This is a genomic window from Streptomyces nidicola, assembly GCF_050106155.1.
GTDB lineage: Bacteria > Actinomycetota > Actinomycetes > Streptomycetales > Streptomycetaceae > Streptomyces.
The window spans coordinates 5,206,836-5,223,002 of sequence record NZ_JBNBPI010000001.1; the positions used below are offsets into that span (position 1 = coordinate 5,206,836).

Below are 16,167 nucleotides of genomic sequence, written 5' to 3' on the forward strand. Positions count from 1 at the left end.
GGCAGGTTCAGTGACTCGGTACGGTTCTTTCCCCGGTTCGCGGCCGCGGCGGCTGCGGACGACTCCCACCATGCGGCGCATGGTCGCCGAGACGCGGCTGCATCCGTCCGACCTGATCCTCCCCGCGTTCGTGCGCGAGGGGATCGACGCCCCGGTGGAGATCGGCTCGATGCCGGGCGTGTACCAGCACACCCGTGACTCCCTGAAGAAGGCCGCGGCCGAGGCCGTCGAGGCGGGGATCTCCGGGATCATGCTGTTCGGCGTGCCGCTGGACGAGAAGAAGGACGGGCGGGGCACGGTCGGCACCGACCCCGACGGCATCCTCCAGCTCGCGCTGCGCGACGTGCGCTCCGAGGTCGGTGACGACCTGCTCGTCATGTCCGACCTGTGCCTGGACGAGTTCACGGACCACGGCCACTGTGGCGTCCTCGACGAGCAGGGCCGGATCGACAACGACGCGACGCTGGAGCGGTACGCGGAGATGGCGCAGGTCCAGGCGGACGCGGGCGCGCACATCGTCGGCCCGAGCGGCATGATGGACGGTCAGATCGGCGTCGTACGGGACGCGTTGGACCAGATCGGGCGTGAGGACGTCGCCGTGCTCGCGTACTCGGTGAAGTACTCCTCCGCGTTCTACGGGCCGTTCCGCGAGGCCGTCGGGTCCTCGCTCAAGGGCGACCGCAAGACGTACCAGCAGGACTCGGCCAACGTCCGGGAGTCGCTGCGGGAGTTGGCGCTCGACCTCGAAGAGGGCGCCGACATGGTGATGGTGAAGCCGGCGGGTCCGTACCTGGACATCCTGGCTCGGGTGGCCGACGAGTCGGACGTGCCGGTCGCCGCGTACCAGATCAGTGGCGAGTACGCGATGATCGAGGCGGCGGCGCAGCGGGGGTGGATCGAGCGGGACAAGTCGATCATGGAGTCGCTGCTCGGGATCAAGCGGGCCGGGGCGAGTGCGATTCTTACGTATTGGGCTACGGAAGTGGCGCGCAAGCTGGACTGACGTTTTCGGGGTGCGCGGGGCGGTTCTTGCCGGAAGAATTCCGGCAAGACCACGAACTCGATCTCCGCGCGGGGTCTCAACAGGTCCGAGGCGGAGGGCGTGTCCCGCCTTGGTGTGAGGGCGGCATGACGAAGGGCCGGGCTCGGGGCCCGGCCCTTTCGCTTCTTCCAGCGTGTCTCAGGATATGTGGCTGTCCTGGGGCGACACCGAGATGTGGCTGTCCTGCGGCGTCACGGAAATGTGGCTGTCCTGGGGCGTCTCGGAGATGTGGCTGTCCGCCATCGCGGGCGTCGCGGCGCCGGCGGCAACACCGATCACCATGGCGACCAGGACCAGGGCCTTCTTCGTTCGCATCATGCCAACTCCTTGGTAACCGCATGGTGGTGCAGGTGGGTGAGTGATGTTGGAGGCGTGTGCATCGCGTGTTCGGCCCTGCGGGACGGAATGCGCCAAGGAGCGTCCGCAACCTGCGGTGGGCACGACTCGGCCGCGGCGGTTCCCCCTCCGGTCCGCCGCGGCCGATCCCCGTCGGGATGGTGGTCTAGCTGGGCTCGGACGTCACGTGGGTGTTGTCCGGCTTGAGCTCGCCGTCGTCCGCCGCGACAGCGGCCGGCTTGCTGGTCACGTGGGTGTTCAGCGGCTGGATGTCCTCGCCGTCCTCACCACCCGTGACGTGGGTGTTGTTCGGCTCGACGACCGGGTCTTGTTCTTCGCTCATGGTGATGCCTCCCCTGTGGGCGTGCTGGGCTGGACTGGGACGAGCCCAACCGGCCGCTCCCCCGTGGGCGGCCGGTTGGACCGCGGGCGCTCACCCGGACTTCAGGTGAAGCGGCCCGTCCGGCGGTCCGTCTGCCCCCCGACGCGACGGCCCGGCAACATTGAGACTGCACCCTCGCGATAAACGAACGATGAACGTCCCGGGGACCACTCCGAAGGAGCGTCGCGGCTGAAGTCGCCGCTCGCTACGACGCCGTGGCCGGCGCCAGGAGTGACCGTACGTCAACGGCCTCCGGCGAGCCCAGTTCCTCGTAGATGGCGAGGGCCTCGCGCCAGCAGACCTCCGCTCGACCCGATTGGCCGAGGTCCCTGAGGGCCTTGCCGAGGACGGTGAGCACATTGCCCCGGCGCCACGCTCCGCCAATGCCGCGCAGCATCGTCAGCGCCGATTCGGCGTTGCTCGCGGCGCGCGTCGGCCGGTGGGCGTTCAGGTCCACCTCGGCCAGCCGGCACAGGGCCATGCCCTCCCAGAGCCGCTGGCGGCTGTCCCGGAAGATGGCGAGCGCCCGCTCCAACTGCTCGGTGGCGTCAGCGTGTTGGCCCGTGCTGCCGAGCGCGAGGCCCAGCGCGTAGCGCCCGTTCGCGACCCGGAGCGAGTGGCCGAGCCGCTCGTAGATCTCCGTGCCCTGCCGGGCGAGGGTGACCGCGGAGTCCGCCCGGCCGGTGGCCAGGTGGATCCGGGACAGATTGCACAGGGGGCTGGCCGAGCCGGCCAGGTCCCCGCACGCCGTGAACTCCTCTATGGCCCGGTTGAAGTAGACCTCGGCATCGTTGTGGCGGCTTTGGTAGAAGGCGATGTTCCCCAGGATGTTCGCCGCCCAGCAGCGGGCCAGCGGGTCGTCATGGGTCTCGGCGAGGGCGAGCGCCTGGTGCGCCTCCTGCTCGGAGCGGTCGAAGGCGCCGGAGAACAGCCGTGCGTTGCTCAGCACCACGCAGGCCCTGCCCTCGCCGCGGACGTCGGCCATCTCCTGGGAGGCCTCGTGCAGCAGGGCGGCCGTCGCCTCGTACTCCTTCGAGTTGGCGCCCGACTCGGCCAGATCGACCGCCGCCCACAAGAGGTCGATGCCTCGGTGCAGGGTGCTCTTCCCGGTCGCCTGCCGGGCGCAGGCGAGGAGCGGAACCGCCTCGTTGTAGAGCCAGTCCCGGCCCGTCTGCCGGTCGTCGAAGGAGAGTCCCGCATGGACGGTGGGCGTCAGGTGGTCCACCAGCCGGTCGCCGGGACGCTCGATCGAGTACACCCCTGCCGCCGTCGCTAGGTAGAAGTCCAGCAGGCGGGAGAGCGCCGCGTCCCGGTCCGACCCCGTCTCGTCCCGTTCCGCGCATGCACGCGCGTAGAGGCGTACGAGGTCGTGGTAGCGGTAGCGGCCCGGGGCGGCGGATTCCAGGAGGGAGGTGTCGACCAGGGACTCCAGGACGTCCTCCGTCGACTCGGTGTCGAGGTCGAGGACCGCGGCAGCGGCCGCCAGGGAGATGTCGGGGCCGTCCGCGAGGCCGAGGAGGCGGAAGGCGCGGGACTGGGCCGACTCCAGTTGGCCGTAGCCGAGTTCGAAGGTGGCCTTGACCGCGAGGTCTCCGGCCTGGAGTTCGTCGAGGCGGCGGCGCTCGTCCGCGAGCTTCGCTGCGAGGACCGACACCGTCCACGTGCGGCGGGCCGCGAGGCGGGAGGCCGCGATGCGGATCGCCAGCGGGAGGAAGCCGCAGGCCGCGACGACGTCGAGGGCCGCCTTGCGCTCCGACGTCACGCGTTCCTCGCCGACGATGCGGGTGAAGAGGAGGAGTGCTTCGTCGGGGGACATGACGTCCAGGTCGACCAGGTGCGCGCCCACCAGGTCGACCATCCGGACGCGGCCCGTGATCAGCGCCGCGCAGCCCGCCGTGCCGGGCAGCAGCGGCCTGACCTGCGCCGCGTCCCGCGCGTTGTCGAGGAGGACCAGGGTCCGGCGGCCGTCGAGCGTCGAGCGGAACAGGGCCGAGCGCTCCTCCAGGGACTCGGGGACCGCCGAGTCCGGGACGCCGAGCGCGCGGAGGAAGGAGCCGAGGACCGTCTCGGGCTCGGCGCAGCGCGGACTCGTGCCCTGGAGGTCCACGTAGAGCTGGCCGTCGGGGAACGCGGCCCGCGCCGCGTGCGCCACGTGCACGGCGAGGGTGGTCTTGCCGACGCCGCCGATGCCCGCCACCGCCGAGACCGCCATCACCGAGCCGGCGCCCGATTCGGAGGACGCGGAGGCGAGCGTCTCGCTGAGTTCCTTCACGAAGGAGGCTCGGCCCGTGAAGTCCGGGACGGTGGCCGGGAGTTGGGCCGGACGCTGCGGCGTCGCCGAGGGCTCGGGCGGCTGCGCCGAGGGCTCCGACAGGGACGGGTCCGCCTGGAGGATGCGCTGCTGGAGCTCCGAGAGACCGGGGCGCGGGTCCACCCCCAGCTCGTCGGCGAGGAGGCGGCGGGTGTCCGCGTAGACGGCGAGGGCCTCCGCCTGGCGGCCCGAGCGGTAGAGCGCGAGCATCAGCAGTTCGCGCAGGCGCTCGCGGAGGGGGTGGTCGGCGGTGAGGGCGGTGAGGGCCGAGACCGCCTCCGCGTGGCAGCCCTGCTCCAGGTCCATGTCCAGGCGTGTTTCCAGGAGTTGGAGGCGCCATTCGTCGAGGCGGGTGCGCTCCGTCTCCGCGTGCGGGCCCGGTACGTGGGCCAGCGGTTCGCCGTCCCAGAGGTCGAGCGCCTCGTTCACCAGCGTCCGCGCCCGGCACAGGTCGGCGGACTGCCGCGCCCGCTCGGCCCGCGCCGCCAGCTCCTCGGCCGCCACGAGGTCGAGGGCGTCGGGCCGCGCCATCCGCAGCGCGTAGCCGCCCGCCTCGGTCTCCAGGACGCCGGGGCCGAGGATCTTGCGCAGCCGCGAGGCGTACGTGCGGATCGCGGCCAGCGCCTGCGACGGGGGCTCGTCGCCCCATACGGAGTCGATGAGTTCGGCCGCCGTCGCCGTGCGCCCCTGGCGGAGCAGGAGGGCGGCGAGGAGCGCGCGCTGCTGCGGGGAGCCGGTGGTCAGGGGGTCTTCGCCGCGCCAGGCCCGCACCGGTCCGAGCACGCTGAAGCGCAGGTCGGCGCCGGCGGCCGGGGCCGCGTCCGAGGGGTCCTCGGGCGGGGCGGCACGCCGCTGCTCCGGTACCCGCGGTCCACCGGCCATCTTCACTGCTCCCTGCTGCCACGTCCGCACATCATTCTGCCGCGCCGTCCAACCGGCGCGCCGTGTCGCGCGCACATCAAAGACAACTCCCGTCAGTTTGCCTTGTTCCTGGCGGAAACGTCAGCCATGGAGGGCACCCATCACAGAGACCTCACGCGTGGGCCATTGGGAACCACTGGGCTCCCAATAGCTGACGGGTCGTCAGATCAGCGCTACCGTGAGCGCATGGAGACCACGGAGACAGAAAGCACTCGAAACGCTCAAAATCCCCTGGAATCGGCCGACTTCCCGCGCATCATCTCCGTCGACGACCACACGGTGGAGCCGCCGAACGTCTGGTCCGACCGGCTGCCGAAGAAGTTCCGCGACACCGGGCCCCGTATCGTCCGCGCCCCTCTGAAGGAAATGACCTTCCTGGGCGGGAAGTTCGCGCCGGTCATGGGCGAGCCCGGCGACGAAGGGCCGATCGGCGACTGGTGGGTGTACGAGGACCTGCACCGGCCGCTGACCAGGCTCGACACGGCCGTCGGCTACGACAGGGACGAGATCAGGCTCGAAGTCATCACGTACGAGCAGATGCGGCCCGGGTCGTTCAGCGTCCCGGAGCGGCTCGCCGACATGGACGTCAACCACGTCCAGTCCGCGCTCTGCTTCCCCACGTTCCCGCGCTTTTGCGGGCAGACGTTCACCGAGGCCAAGGACCGGGAGCTCGGGCTGCTCGGCGTCCGGGCGTACAACGACTGGATGGTGGAGGAGTGGTGCGGGCCCGAGGCGCAGGGGCGGCTCATACCGCTCACCCTGGTGCCGCTGTGGGACGCCGAGTTGGCGGCGGCCGAGGTGCGGCGCAATGCCGCGCGCGGGGTGCGGGCGGTCGCGTTCTCGGAGATTCCGCCGCATCTCGGGCTGCCGTCCATCCACACGGACGAGTGGGATCCGTTCCTCGCGGCGTGCGCCGAGACCGGGACGGTCATCGCCATGCACATCGGGTCCAGCAGCAAGATGCCATCGACGTCGCCGGACGCGCCGCCGGCCGTCGGGTCGACCATCACCTTCGCCAACTGCTGTTTCTCGATGGTGGACTGGCTGATGAGCGGCAAGTTCGAGCGGTTCCCGGAGTTGAAGATCATGTACGCCGAGGGGCAGATCGGGTGGATCCCGTACATCCTCGAGCGGGCGGACGTGGTCTGGGAGGAGAACCGGGGCTGGGGCGGCGTCGCCGACAAGGTGCGCAAGCCGCCGTCGGAGTACTTCGCCGACCACGTCTTCGGCTGCTTCTTCGACGACGCGTTCGGGCTGAAGAACCTCGATTCCATCGGGGTCGGGAACGTGCTGTACGAGACGGACTACCCGCACTCGGACTCGACGTGGCCCAAGTCGAAGGAGGTCGGTGAGGCGCAGATGGGGCACTTGGCGCCGGATGTGGTGGACCGGCTGGTCCGCGGCAATGCGATTGACCTGCTCGGTCTGGACCGGGATGGGTGCTGGAGGCCCTGATCGGGCCGGGTGGGGGTGGGGTGGCGGGGGCCGGGGGCCGGGTGGTGGGTGCCCGGTGCTCGGTGCCCGGAGGCGGGGTTGCGGTCGCGGGGCTCTGCCCCGGGCCCCGCGCCTCAATCGCCGGCGGGGCTTGATTTGGGCTCTGCTCCGGGGTCTGCGTTTCGATCGCTGGTGGGCTGGAAAAGATCGGGGCTCTGCCCCGGGCCCCGCGCCTCAATCGCCGGCGGGGCTTGATTTGGGCTCTGCTCCGGGGTCTGCGTTTCGATCGCTGGTGGGCTGGAAAAGATCGGGGCTCTGCCCCGGGCCCCGCGCCTCAATCGTCGGCGGGGCTTGATTTGCCTGCGCCGGACCCTGCGTCTCAATCGTCGGCGGGGCTTGATTTGCCTGCGCCGGGGGCCGCGCCTTGGTCGTTGGCGGGGCTGGAAAGGATCGGGGCTCTGCCTCGGGCCCCGTTGGCTCTCGTCCGAGTGCGGGGGTTGATTTGGGGCGCTGTGCCGGGCCCCGCCGGCGCTCGTCCCAGTGCGGGGCTTGGTGGTCAGAGGTCGTCCGGCAGCAGGCGGAACGCCTTGTGGGGGCTGAGTGGGGCGATTGCCCGGAAGTCGCGGCGGTCGAGCGTCAGGACGGCGTTGGTGTCGTAGTCGCGGGCCAGTACCACGTTCACCGCGTCGGTCAGGTCCAGGTCCAGTGCCGCGTAATGCGCGCGGACCATCTGTGCCTGCTCGAGCGTCGATACGGTCACGGGTGCGGCTTCGGCGCGACCAGAGCGCATGCGACGGCAGAGGTCGTCGACCGCCTCGACGGCGGCCCGCCGGCCCAGCTCGCGGGTGGCGAGGTGATCGAGCTCGCTGAGGATGACAGGGGAGACCACGAGGGTGCTCGCCCTGTCGAGTGCCTCCCGCGTGCCCGGCCCTGCGGGGTGCCCTCTTCCCATGCGGCGGGGAGCCCGGAGGTGTCGGCGATCAGCAGGATCACGCGGTGTCGCCCTTGCTGGCCCGGTAGTGCCGGGCCTTCTCCTCCCGCATGGCTTCCGTGGCCTCGGCCGTGTCCGTCACCTTCCCGGACACGGGTGGGTACGTGCGGGCGAAGAACGGTTCGTCCCAGGCCTTCCGGGCGAGGGCAGCCCTGTGGACGGCCTGGCGGATGATCTCGGCCTCCGAGACGCCGTCCTTGGCGGCGGCTTCCTTGATCACTTGAAGGTTCTCGGCGTCCACGTACACGGTGGTTCGCTTGAGAGTCATGCCACATATGGTGCCGCGTTTGGCGCGACGCTTCCATGCGTGCCATATCGCCGTCGGCTGCCGTGGTCGGTGGTCGGTGGTCGGTGGGAGGCGGGCGAGGGGGTGAGGTCGATCCCGGGCTCGGAGGAAACCGATGTGCACCCGGGGTTGCCTGACGGTGTGTCAGACGTGAGGATGTTTGGCGTCCACCGAATGTGACGGACCGTCAGGAAACCTAGTGGCAGGGGTTCTCATGGCTACGCTCGCCTACGGGATGCAGCTCCCGGTTCAGTCCCAGAGCGCCATCTACGCCGAGCCCTGGGAGGCCGGTGCGGGTCCGGAGGATCTGGCCGAGGTCGCCCGTACCGCCGATCGGAGCGGGTTCGACTACGTCGCGAGCTGCGACCACGTCGCCATCCCGCGCCGGCTCGCCGACGCCATGTCGACGACCTGGTACGACCCCGTCGCCACGCTCGCCTACCTGGCCGGCGTCACCGAGCGCGTGCGGCTGCTCAGCCACGTCGCGGTCGTCGGCCTGCGGCATCCGCTCGTCTCGGCCAAGCAGTACGCGACCCTCGACCACCTCAGCGGCGGACGGCTCGTCCTGGGCGTCGGGGCCGGGCACGTACAGGAGGAGTTCGAGGCGCTCGGCGTCGACTTCGCGCGGCGCGGCGCCGTGCTCGACGAGAGTGTTGATGCGGTGAAGGCGGCGCTCGGGCCCGAGGAATTCCCCGTGCATAAAGGGGAGTTGTGGCGGTTCGAGGGGCTGGGGCAACGGCCCAGGCCCACCCAGGCGCGCGTGCCGATCTGGGTCGGCGGCTCCTCCGCCCCCGCCGTGCGCCGCGCCGCGCTCAAGGGTGACGGCTGGCTGCCGCAGGGCGACCCGAGGGACCGGCTCCCGCAGCAGATCGAGAAGCTGCGGCGGCTGCGCGCCGAGGCCGGGATCGAGGCGCCGATCACCGTGGGCGCGATCACCGAGCCGCTGTACGTGGGCGAGCCGGCGTGGGATGTCGGGCGCCGCACCCTGTCGGGGGCCGGGGAGGGCATCGCCGAGTCCCTGCGTGCGTACGCCGCCATGGGCGTGCAGCAGATCCAGATCCGGTTCCGCAACCGGAGCCGTGTCGAACTCACCGACCAGATGGCGGCCTTCGCCGCCGAAGTGGCTCCGCACCTCAGCAACCTCAACTAGGTACTGCGTAGAAGGAGTTGTACGTATGGGCAAGCTCGACGGACGTGTGGTTCTCATCACCGGTGCGGCGCGCGGGCAGGGGGAGCAGGAGGCGCGGCTCTTCGCCTCGGAGGGCGCGAAGATCGTCGTGGCCGATGTGCTCGACGACCAGGGCGAGGCGGTCGCGAAGGATCTCGGTAACGGCAACGCCGTCTATGTGCATCTGGACGTGAGCAAGGAGGAGGACTGGGTCGCCGCCGTCGGCTCCGCGAAGGCCGCCTTCGGGAAGATCGACGGGCTCGTCAACAACGCGGGGATCTTGCGGTTCAACGAGCTCGTCTCGACGCCTCTGGACGAGTTTCAGCAGATCATCCAGGTCAATCAGGTGGGGGCGTTCCTGGGGATCAAGACCGTCGCGCCCGAGATCGGCGCGGCGGGCGGCGGGTCGATCGTCAACACCTCCTCGTACACGGGGGTGACGGGCATGGCGTACGTCGGCGCGTACACCGCCACCAAGCACGCCATCGTGGGGCTCACGCGGGTCGCCGCGCTGGAGCTGGCCGCGCAGAAGATCCGCGTCAACGCCGTCTGCCCCGGCGCCATCGACACCGCCATGAGCAACCCCTCCCAGCTCGACCCCGAGGCGGACTCCGAGGAGGCGGCCCAGGCGCTCGACGACCTGTACCGCAAGCTCGTGCCGCTCGGCCGGGTCGGGAAGCCGGAGGAGGTCGCGCGGCTCGCGCTCTTCCTCAGCTCCGAGGAGGACTCGGCGTACATCACCGGGCAGCCGTTCGTCGTGGACGGGGGGTGGCTGGCGGGCGTCAGTGTGCTGTGACCCTGCCTGCGTCCGTACCTGACGATGCGTCAGGTATTGACGGTGGGCGGGTCCGGTGGAACAGTCGATCCAACCAATCTGACGATGCGTCAGAAACTGACGAGGACGGTGAACCTCCTTGGAATTCGGGCTCTTTGTACAGGGATACTTGGGCAAGAAGGCGCTGACCGACCCGACGGCCGAGCACCGCGCGCTCATGAACGAGACCGAGTACGTCATCCAGGCGGACAAGTCCGGCTTCAAGTACGCCTGGGCGTCCGAGCACCACTTCCTGGAGGAGTACTCGCACCTTTCCGCGAACGATGTGTTCCTCGGGTACCTGGCGCACGCGACCGAGCGGATCCACCTCGGATCCGGCATCTTCAACCCGCTGGCGCCGGTCAACCACCCGGTGAAGGTCGCCGAGAAGGTCGCCATGCTCGACCACCTCAGCGAGGGGCGCTTCGAGTTCGGCAGCGGGCGCGGCGCCGGCTCCCACGAGATTCTTGGGTTCATGCCGGGGGTCACCGACATGAACTACACCAAGGAGATCTGGGAAGAGACCATCCGCGAGTTCCCGAAGATGTGGCTCCAGGACGAGTACGTCGGGTTCAAGGGCAAGCACTGGGAGCTGCCGCCCCGCAAGGTGCTGCCCAAGCCGTACGGGAAGTCGCACCCCGGCATGTGGTACGCCGCCGGGTCCCCGCCGTCGTACGCCATGGCGGCCAAGAAGGGGCTCGGCGTGCTGGGCTTCAGCGTGCAGAAGGTCTCCGACATGGAGTGGGTGCTCGAGCAGTACAAGACCGCCATCCAGGACCCGGACCCCATCGGTGACTTCGTCAACGACAACGTCATGGTGACGTCCACGGCGATCTGTGCCGAGACGCACGAGAAGGCGGTGCAGATCGCGGTCGGCGGCGGGCTCAACTACCTGCAGTCGCTGCTGTTCCGGTACCACGACACGTTTCCTCGGCCGGAGGGGATACCGGAGTGGCCTGAGCTGCTTCCGGACTACTCCGAGGAGATCATCGAGCTGCTCATCGCCGAGGAGCTGATGATCTGCGGTGACCCGGACGAGGTGCTGCAGCAGTGCAAGCGGTGGGAGCAGGCGGGGGCGGACCAGTTGTCGTTCGGGTTGCCGATCGGGGTCTCGCACGAGGACACGCTCAACTCGATCAAGCTGATCGGGGAGCACGTGATTCCGAAGATCGATACGGATCCGGTGCACCGGACGACCAGGTTCCGGTCGGCCGCGTAGTCCTCTCGGACCGGCCCCGGCTTTCCTCCTCCCGGACGGGAGAGCCGGGGCCCTCCGGGGGTGGGGGTGGCGTGGTTGACGTCGCGGGGCTCTGCCCCGGACCCCGCTGGCTCTCGTCACCAGAGCGGGGCTGGATTTGCCGGGATTGATTGTGCGGATCGCTCCGCCCCTCAACGAAATGACCGCCGAATGACCTCCGTCCGAAGGGAGACGAACTCGTATGCTCGACCACCTCATCAAGGGCGCCACCGTTGTCGACGGGACCGGTGCGCCCGGCTACACGGCCGATGTCGGGATCCGGGACGGGCGGGTCGCCGTCATCGCCGAGCCCGGACGGGTTTCCGAGGACGCCCGCAGCAGCGAGGACGCCTCGGGGCTCGTGCTCGCGCCCGGGTTCGTCGATCCGCACACGCATTACGACGCCCAGCTGTTCTGGGATCCGTATGCCACGCCCTCGTTGAATCATGGGGTGACGACTGTCGCCGGGGGAAACTGTGGGTTCACGCTCGCTCCGTTGAACCCGGAGCAGCCCGGGGACGCCGACTACACCCGGCGGATGATGTCCCGCGTGGAGGGGATGTCGCTGGTCGCCCTGGAGGAGGGCGCTCCGTGGACGTGGAATTCGTTCGGGGACTATCTGGGCGCCCTCGACGGGCGGATCGCCGTCAACGCCGGGTTCATGGTGGGGCACTGCGCCCTGCGGCGGTACGTGATGGGGGCCGATGCCGTCGGCGGGCAGCCGACTCCCGAGCAACTCGACCGGATGGTCGGGCTGTTGAAGGACGCCATGGACGCCGGTGCCTGGGGGCTCTCCACCACCCAGTCGTCCTCGCACTCCGACGGGGACGGCGAGCCCGTCGCCTCCCGGCACGCGAAGCCCGCCGAGATGATCGCGCTCAGCAAGGCGGTCGGCGAGCATGAGGGGACGCAGATCGAGGCCATCGTGGCGGGGTGTCTCGATCAGTTCAGTGATGATGAGATCGAGTTGTTCGTGGACATGAGCGCTGCTGCCGGCCGGCCGCTCAACTGGAACGTGCTCACCATCGACGCCGCCGTGCCCGAGCGCGTGCCGCGGCAGTTGGAGGCGAGCGAGCGGGCCCGGAAGTCGGGTGGGCGGATCGTCGCGCTGACCATGCCGATCCTGACGCCGATGAACATGAGCCTCGGGACGTTCTGCGCGCTCAATCTGATACCCGGGTGGGGGGAGATTCTGGGGCTTCCGATCGATGAACGCATCGCCAAGCTGCGTGATCCCGAGGTGCGCGGCGAGATGCTGCGGCGCGCCGACAGCAAGGAGGCCGGCGTCTTCCGGCGGCTCGCGAACTTCGGGCGTTACGTCATCGGCGACACGTACTCCGAGGCGAATGAGGGGCTGAGCGGGCGCGTCGTCAATGACATCGCCGCCGAGCGCGGGCAGGAGCCCTTCGAGTGTCTCGTCGAGATCTGCGCCAATGACGGGCTGCGGACCGTGCTGTGGCCGATGCCGACCGATAACGACCCCGACTCCTGGGCGCTGCGGGCCGAGACCTGGAACCACGAGGACGTCATGCTCGGCGGGTCCGACGCCGGCGCGCACCTGGACCGGATGTGCGGGGCGCCGTACACGACCCGGTTCATCGGGGACTGTCTGCGGGGGCGGAAGCTGGTCGGTCTCGAGCAGGCCGTGAAGATGCTGACCGATGATCCGGCGCAGCTCTTCGGGCTGCGGGAGCGGGGGCGGATCCAGGAAGGGTGGCACGCCGATCTCGTGCTGTTCGACCCCGAGACCATCGACGCGGGCAAAGCGACTCTCGTGCACGATCTGCCCGGCGACAGTCCGCGGCTCGACTCCAAGGCCATTGGCGTAACGGCCGTGTGGGTCAATGGTGTTGAGGCCATGCGTGGGGATGTCGTGAGTGGTGCCGTGCCCGGGAGGGTGCTGCGGTCGGGTGCCGACACCCGGACGGTGAGTACCAAGTGAGCGAATCCCAGGGGCTGTTCATCGGGGGCGAGTGGGTCGAGCCCGAGGCCGGGCACTACGACGTCGTCGATCCGGCGCGCGAGTCCGTCGTCGGGCACGCCCCCGAGGCCTCGCGGCAGCAGGTGTACGACGCCGCGCGCGCGGCCCGCGACGCCTTCGGGACCTGGTCGCGTACGAAGCCGGAGGAGCGGGCCGCGATTCTCGGCCGGGCCGCCGACCTCATGCAGCGGGACTTCGCCGGCAATGCCGAACTGGCGCAGGCGGAGAGCGGGGCGACGACCGGGACCGCGCGCGGCATGCAGGTCGCCGTGGGCGTCTCGCGGTTCCGGCGGTACGCGAAGGGGGCCCTGGAACCGGTCGAGGAGGCGATGACGCCGCAGATCAACGAGGCCGGGCCGATGGGGAAGGCGGGCGTGACGGGCGCGCTCGCCGTGCGCCAGCCGGTCGGCGTCGTCACCTGCATCACCTCCTACAACAACCCGTGGGCCAACCCGGCGGGCAAGGTCGCCCCCGCGCTCGCCATGGGCAACACGGTCGTCGTGAAGCCCGCGCCGCAGGATCCGCTGTCCGTGTTCCGGATGGCGGCGGCCCTGGAGGAGGCGGGCGTCCCGGCGGGTGTCGTGAACGTCGTCAGCGGGTCCGAGGTCGGCGTCGGCGAGGCCGCCGTCGACTCCCCGGACGTCGACATGGTGTCCTTCACCGGCTCCACCGCCGTAGGGCAGCGCATCGGCGAGGTGTGCGGCCGGTCCATGAAGCGGCAGTTGATGGAGCTGGGCGGCAAGGGCGCGGCCATCGTCCTCGACGATGCCGACCTGGACTCGGCCGTCGCCGGGATCGGCACCACGTACGCCTTCTACAGCGGGCAGATCTGCACGGCCCCGACGCGGGCGATCGTGCACCGGTCCGTGTACGACGAGTTCGTCGCCAGGCTCACCGCGTACATCGGCTACATGAAGGTCGGCGACCCGCGCGCGAAGGGGACCGTCGTCGGGCCCGTCATCTCGGCGGCGCATCGGGAACGGGTCGAGTCCTACGTCGAGTTGGGGCGGAAGGAGGGGGCGACGGTCGTCGCCGGTGGTGAGCGGCCCTCTCTTGAGGCCGGGTTCTACGTCGCTCCCACCCTGCTCGCCGACTGCACCAACGACATGCGGGTCGTCCGCGAGGAGATCTTCGGCCCGGTGGTTGCCGTGGTCCCCTTCGACGGCGACGAGGACGAGGCGGTCGCGCTCGCGAACGACTCCGACTACGGCCTCATCGACTACGTGTGGTCGGGCGATGTCGCGCGGGCCTTCCGGGTCGCGCGGCGGCTGCGGGCCGGCGGGGTCGGCGTGAACACCATCGGCCGGAACATGGAGGCGCCGTTCGGCGGCTTCAAGAAGAGCGGGGTGGGCCGGGACGTCGGCTCGTACGCCCTGCACGCGTACAGCGAGTGGCAGTCGATCGTCTGGCCGGGATAGCGCACCATCACCATCGGCCGGGTGAACAGCACCACCAGCCCCACGGAACCCTCGGGCCGCCCTAGTGCGTGTCTACAACTGGGCATGTTCAAATGCGCAATTGTGGATGGTCACTACGGCGGAACCGGGGGTTCCATGCAGGCGCTGGAGGCGCAGGATCCGCGCACGGTCGGTGCGTACCGGGTGCTCGGGCGGATCGGTGAGGGCGGCATGGGCCGGGTCTATCTGGCCCGCAACGCGGGAGGCCGCTCCGTCGCGCTGAAGTTCATCCACGCCGACATGGCGGCGCAGCCGGGCTTCCGTGAGCGGTTCCGGCGCGAGGCGGACGTCGTGCGGCGGGTCGGGGCGCCGGGGACGGTGCCGGTCGTCGACACCGGCCTGGAGGAGCGGCACCCCTGGTACGCGTCGGAGTACGTGTCGGGGCCCTCCCTCCAGGAGTCGGTGGACCGGTTCGGGCCGCTGCCCGCGGAATCGTTGTGGCGGCTCGCGGCCGATCTCGCGCAGACCCTGGAGCATGTGCACCGCGACCGGCTCGTGCACCGCGACCTCAAGCCGTCCAACGTGCTGCTGTCGGCCGACGGGCCGCGCCTCATCGACTTCGGGATCGTGCACGCCGCGCTCGACGCGGGTCTCACCACGGCGGGCCTCACCTCGACCGGGGCGCGGATCGGCACCCCCGCCTACATGTCGCCGGAGCAGGCGTACGGCGAGAAGGTGACCGCCGCGACCGACGTCTACAGCTACGGGCTCACGCTCGCCTTCGCCGCCACCGGCGTCCAGCCGCACCGGGGCAGCCTCGACCCGCAGCTCCCGGGCGTGGTCGAGGAGCTGCGCGACCTCATCCGGCACTGTCTCGACCCGGAGCCGGAGCGGCGGCCGGACGCGGGGCAGCTCGTCGCCCAGGCACGCACCCGCGACGCCACGAGCGACACGTGGCTGCCCGCGCAGGTCGTCTCGCTGATCGCCCGCACGTCGGGGCAGCTCCTGAACCTGGAGGCGCGGGCCGACACGGTGATGCACGGGGTCGGCGCCGGTCCCGGGTCCACGCGGCCGGACGCGGGCGGCGCGTTCGGGCCGGGCGGTGGAGATTTCCACGACTTCGGGCCGAGCGGTGGAGATTTCCACGACGCGGCCACGCAGGGGCCGGGGGCCGGCCCCGCGTCCCCGCCGCCGCCTTCGACGCCGCCCCCGGCACCGTTCCCGGCCCCGCACTCGACGCCGTACTCGACCCCGCCGGGCGGTGCGCCCTACGGGGGCCACGCCGGGTTCCACGGCAGCGCTCAGCAGTCGACGGTCGATGCCTGGTCCTCCTCGTACGGGCAGCGGCAGCCCGCGGCGTACGGGGCCGGGCCGGTGTCGGGGCCGCCCCCGCGAGGCACCGCCGCGCGGCACGACGGGGGTCCCGGGCTGCCGGGGCGTCCGTTGCTCGGTCTCCTGTGGCTGGTGCCCGCGGGGCTCGCCGCGCTGGTGAAGTTCCCCAACGTGTCGGCGCTGATCGACGGCGCAGCCGTCGTCGTGCTGATCTGCAGGGCGGTCCTGCTGTCCCGGCGGGGTGGCAACGACCGCGAGTACTTGGCGTTCTGGGCCGGTCTGGGGGCCGCGGTCGTGCTCGCCCTCTGCATCTCGACCGGGACGCCCGCGCTGATGGCGGTCCTCGCGCTCCTCACGCTCGCCCTGATCTACGCGGTGCCCACCGCCGTCGGCCGTTTCCGTGGAGGGGGCCGCCCGGCGGGACGGGCGTGACGCAATCGGCACGGGAAAATTTTGAATCGGGCGAAATCGGGCCCGGCTTCGATTACCGAATATCGGACGCCGGGCGCGTTGCCTTGCGATCTGCCGGTAGGCT

At 70.5% G+C, this 16,167-nt stretch carries 13 protein-coding genes; 8 read left to right on the forward strand and 5 right to left on the reverse strand.

Features of this window, described 5'->3' with window-relative positions; translation table 11 throughout:
* Positions 1-10 precede the first annotated feature (10 nt).
* Positions 11-1,003: a porphobilinogen synthase gene (gene hemB / locus ACOKM3_RS23710; RefSeq protein ID WP_426903043.1), complete on the forward strand. Its 993-nt coding sequence runs from the start codon at positions 11-13 to the stop codon at positions 1,001-1,003.
* Positions 1,004-1,180: 177 nt separating this feature from the next.
* Here hemB and ACOKM3_RS23715 read toward each other — a convergent pair whose 3' ends face one another.
* From ACOKM3_RS23715 to ACOKM3_RS23725, 3 genes are all read right to left on the reverse strand, one after another.
* Entirely contained in the window at positions 1,181-1,360 is a 180-nt protein-coding gene (locus ACOKM3_RS23715) for a hypothetical protein (protein WP_426903044.1), read from the reverse strand.
* Positions 1,361-1,544: 184 nt separating this feature from the next.
* Positions 1,545-1,721: a hypothetical protein gene (locus ACOKM3_RS23720; RefSeq protein ID WP_426903045.1), complete on the reverse strand. Its 177-nt coding sequence runs from the start codon at positions 1,719-1,721 to the stop codon at positions 1,545-1,547.
* A 244-nt stretch (positions 1,722-1,965) separates the two neighbouring features.
* Positions 1,966-4,953, reverse strand: coding sequence for an AfsR/SARP family transcriptional regulator (locus ACOKM3_RS23725; RefSeq protein ID WP_426903046.1), 2,988 nt, complete (start codon positions 4,951-4,953; stop codon positions 1,966-1,968).
* A 225-nt stretch (positions 4,954-5,178) separates the two neighbouring features.
* On the opposite strand from ACOKM3_RS23725, the gene ACOKM3_RS23730 reads away from it, so the two are divergent.
* Positions 5,179-6,447 (forward strand): amidohydrolase family protein, encoded by a 1,269-nt coding sequence (locus tag ACOKM3_RS23730; protein WP_426903047.1) that lies wholly within the window; start codon positions 5,179-5,181, stop codon positions 6,445-6,447.
* 535 nt (positions 6,448-6,982) lie between these two features.
* Here ACOKM3_RS23730 and ACOKM3_RS23735 read toward each other — a convergent pair.
* Positions 6,983-7,378, reverse strand: coding sequence for a PIN domain-containing protein (locus ACOKM3_RS23735; protein WP_426903048.1), 396 nt, complete (start codon positions 7,376-7,378; stop codon positions 6,983-6,985).
* A gap of 37 nt (positions 7,379-7,415) precedes the next feature.
* A complete protein-coding gene (locus ACOKM3_RS23740) occupies positions 7,416-7,685 on the reverse strand; it encodes a ribbon-helix-helix domain-containing protein (protein ID WP_426903049.1) in 270 nt (89 codons plus the stop codon).
* Between the two features lie 232 nt (positions 7,686-7,917).
* On the opposite strand from ACOKM3_RS23740, the gene ACOKM3_RS23745 reads away from it, so the two are divergent.
* From ACOKM3_RS23745 to ACOKM3_RS23770, 6 genes are all read left to right on the forward strand, one after another.
* Positions 7,918-8,853 (forward strand): LLM class F420-dependent oxidoreductase, encoded by a 936-nt coding sequence (locus ACOKM3_RS23745; RefSeq protein WP_426903050.1) that lies wholly within the window; start codon positions 7,918-7,920, stop codon positions 8,851-8,853.
* 25 nt (positions 8,854-8,878) lie between these two features.
* Complete coding sequence (locus tag ACOKM3_RS23750) at positions 8,879-9,667, forward strand: SDR family NAD(P)-dependent oxidoreductase (protein WP_426903051.1); 789 nt, start codon at positions 8,879-8,881, stop codon at positions 9,665-9,667.
* A gap of 118 nt (positions 9,668-9,785) precedes the next feature.
* On the forward strand, positions 9,786-10,904 hold the full coding sequence (locus ACOKM3_RS23755; RefSeq protein WP_426903052.1) for an LLM class flavin-dependent oxidoreductase: 1,119 nt from the start codon (positions 9,786-9,788) through the stop codon (positions 10,902-10,904).
* Positions 10,905-11,124: 220 nt separating this feature from the next.
* A complete protein-coding gene (locus tag ACOKM3_RS23760; protein WP_426903053.1) occupies positions 11,125-12,864 on the forward strand; it encodes an N-acyl-D-amino-acid deacylase family protein in 1,740 nt (579 codons plus the stop codon).
* Positions 12,861-14,321, forward strand: coding sequence for an aldehyde dehydrogenase family protein (locus ACOKM3_RS23765; protein ID WP_426903054.1), 1,461 nt, complete (start codon positions 12,861-12,863; stop codon positions 14,319-14,321). The genes ACOKM3_RS23760 and ACOKM3_RS23765 overlap by 4 nt, the downstream gene beginning before the upstream one ends.
* Before the next feature lie 135 nt (positions 14,322-14,456).
* On the forward strand, positions 14,457-16,064 hold the full coding sequence (locus ACOKM3_RS23770; protein WP_426903055.1) for a serine/threonine-protein kinase: 1,608 nt from the start codon (positions 14,457-14,459) through the stop codon (positions 16,062-16,064).
* The last annotated feature ends 103 nt before the right edge of the window (positions 16,065-16,167 follow it).

Coding starts and splice junctions, on each gene's coding strand:
- ACOKM3_RS23725 (WP_426903046.1), bottom strand. CDS start 4,953: ATGGCCGGTGGACCGCGGGTACCGGAGCAGCGGCGTGCCGCCCCGCCC.
- ACOKM3_RS23770 (WP_426903055.1), top strand. CDS start 14,457: ATGCAGGCGCTGGAGGCGCAGGATCCGCGCACGGTCGGTGCGTACCGG.
- ACOKM3_RS23745 (WP_426903050.1), top strand. CDS start 7,918: ATGGCTACGCTCGCCTACGGGATGCAGCTCCCGGTTCAGTCCCAGAGC.
- ACOKM3_RS23760 (WP_426903053.1), top strand. CDS start 11,125: ATGCTCGACCACCTCATCAAGGGCGCCACCGTTGTCGACGGGACCGGT.
- ACOKM3_RS23750 (WP_426903051.1), top strand. CDS start 8,879: ATGGGCAAGCTCGACGGACGTGTGGTTCTCATCACCGGTGCGGCGCGC.
- ACOKM3_RS23735 (WP_426903048.1), bottom strand. CDS start 7,378: ATGGGAAGAGGGCACCCCGCAGGGCCGGGCACGCGGGAGGCACTCGAC.
- ACOKM3_RS23730 (WP_426903047.1), top strand. CDS start 5,179: ATGGAGACCACGGAGACAGAAAGCACTCGAAACGCTCAAAATCCCCTG.
- ACOKM3_RS23740 (WP_426903049.1), bottom strand. CDS start 7,685: ATGACTCTCAAGCGAACCACCGTGTACGTGGACGCCGAGAACCTTCAA.
- ACOKM3_RS23720 (WP_426903045.1), bottom strand. CDS start 1,721: ATGAGCGAAGAACAAGACCCGGTCGTCGAGCCGAACAACACCCACGTC.
- ACOKM3_RS23715 (WP_426903044.1), bottom strand. CDS start 1,360: ATGATGCGAACGAAGAAGGCCCTGGTCCTGGTCGCCATGGTGATCGGT.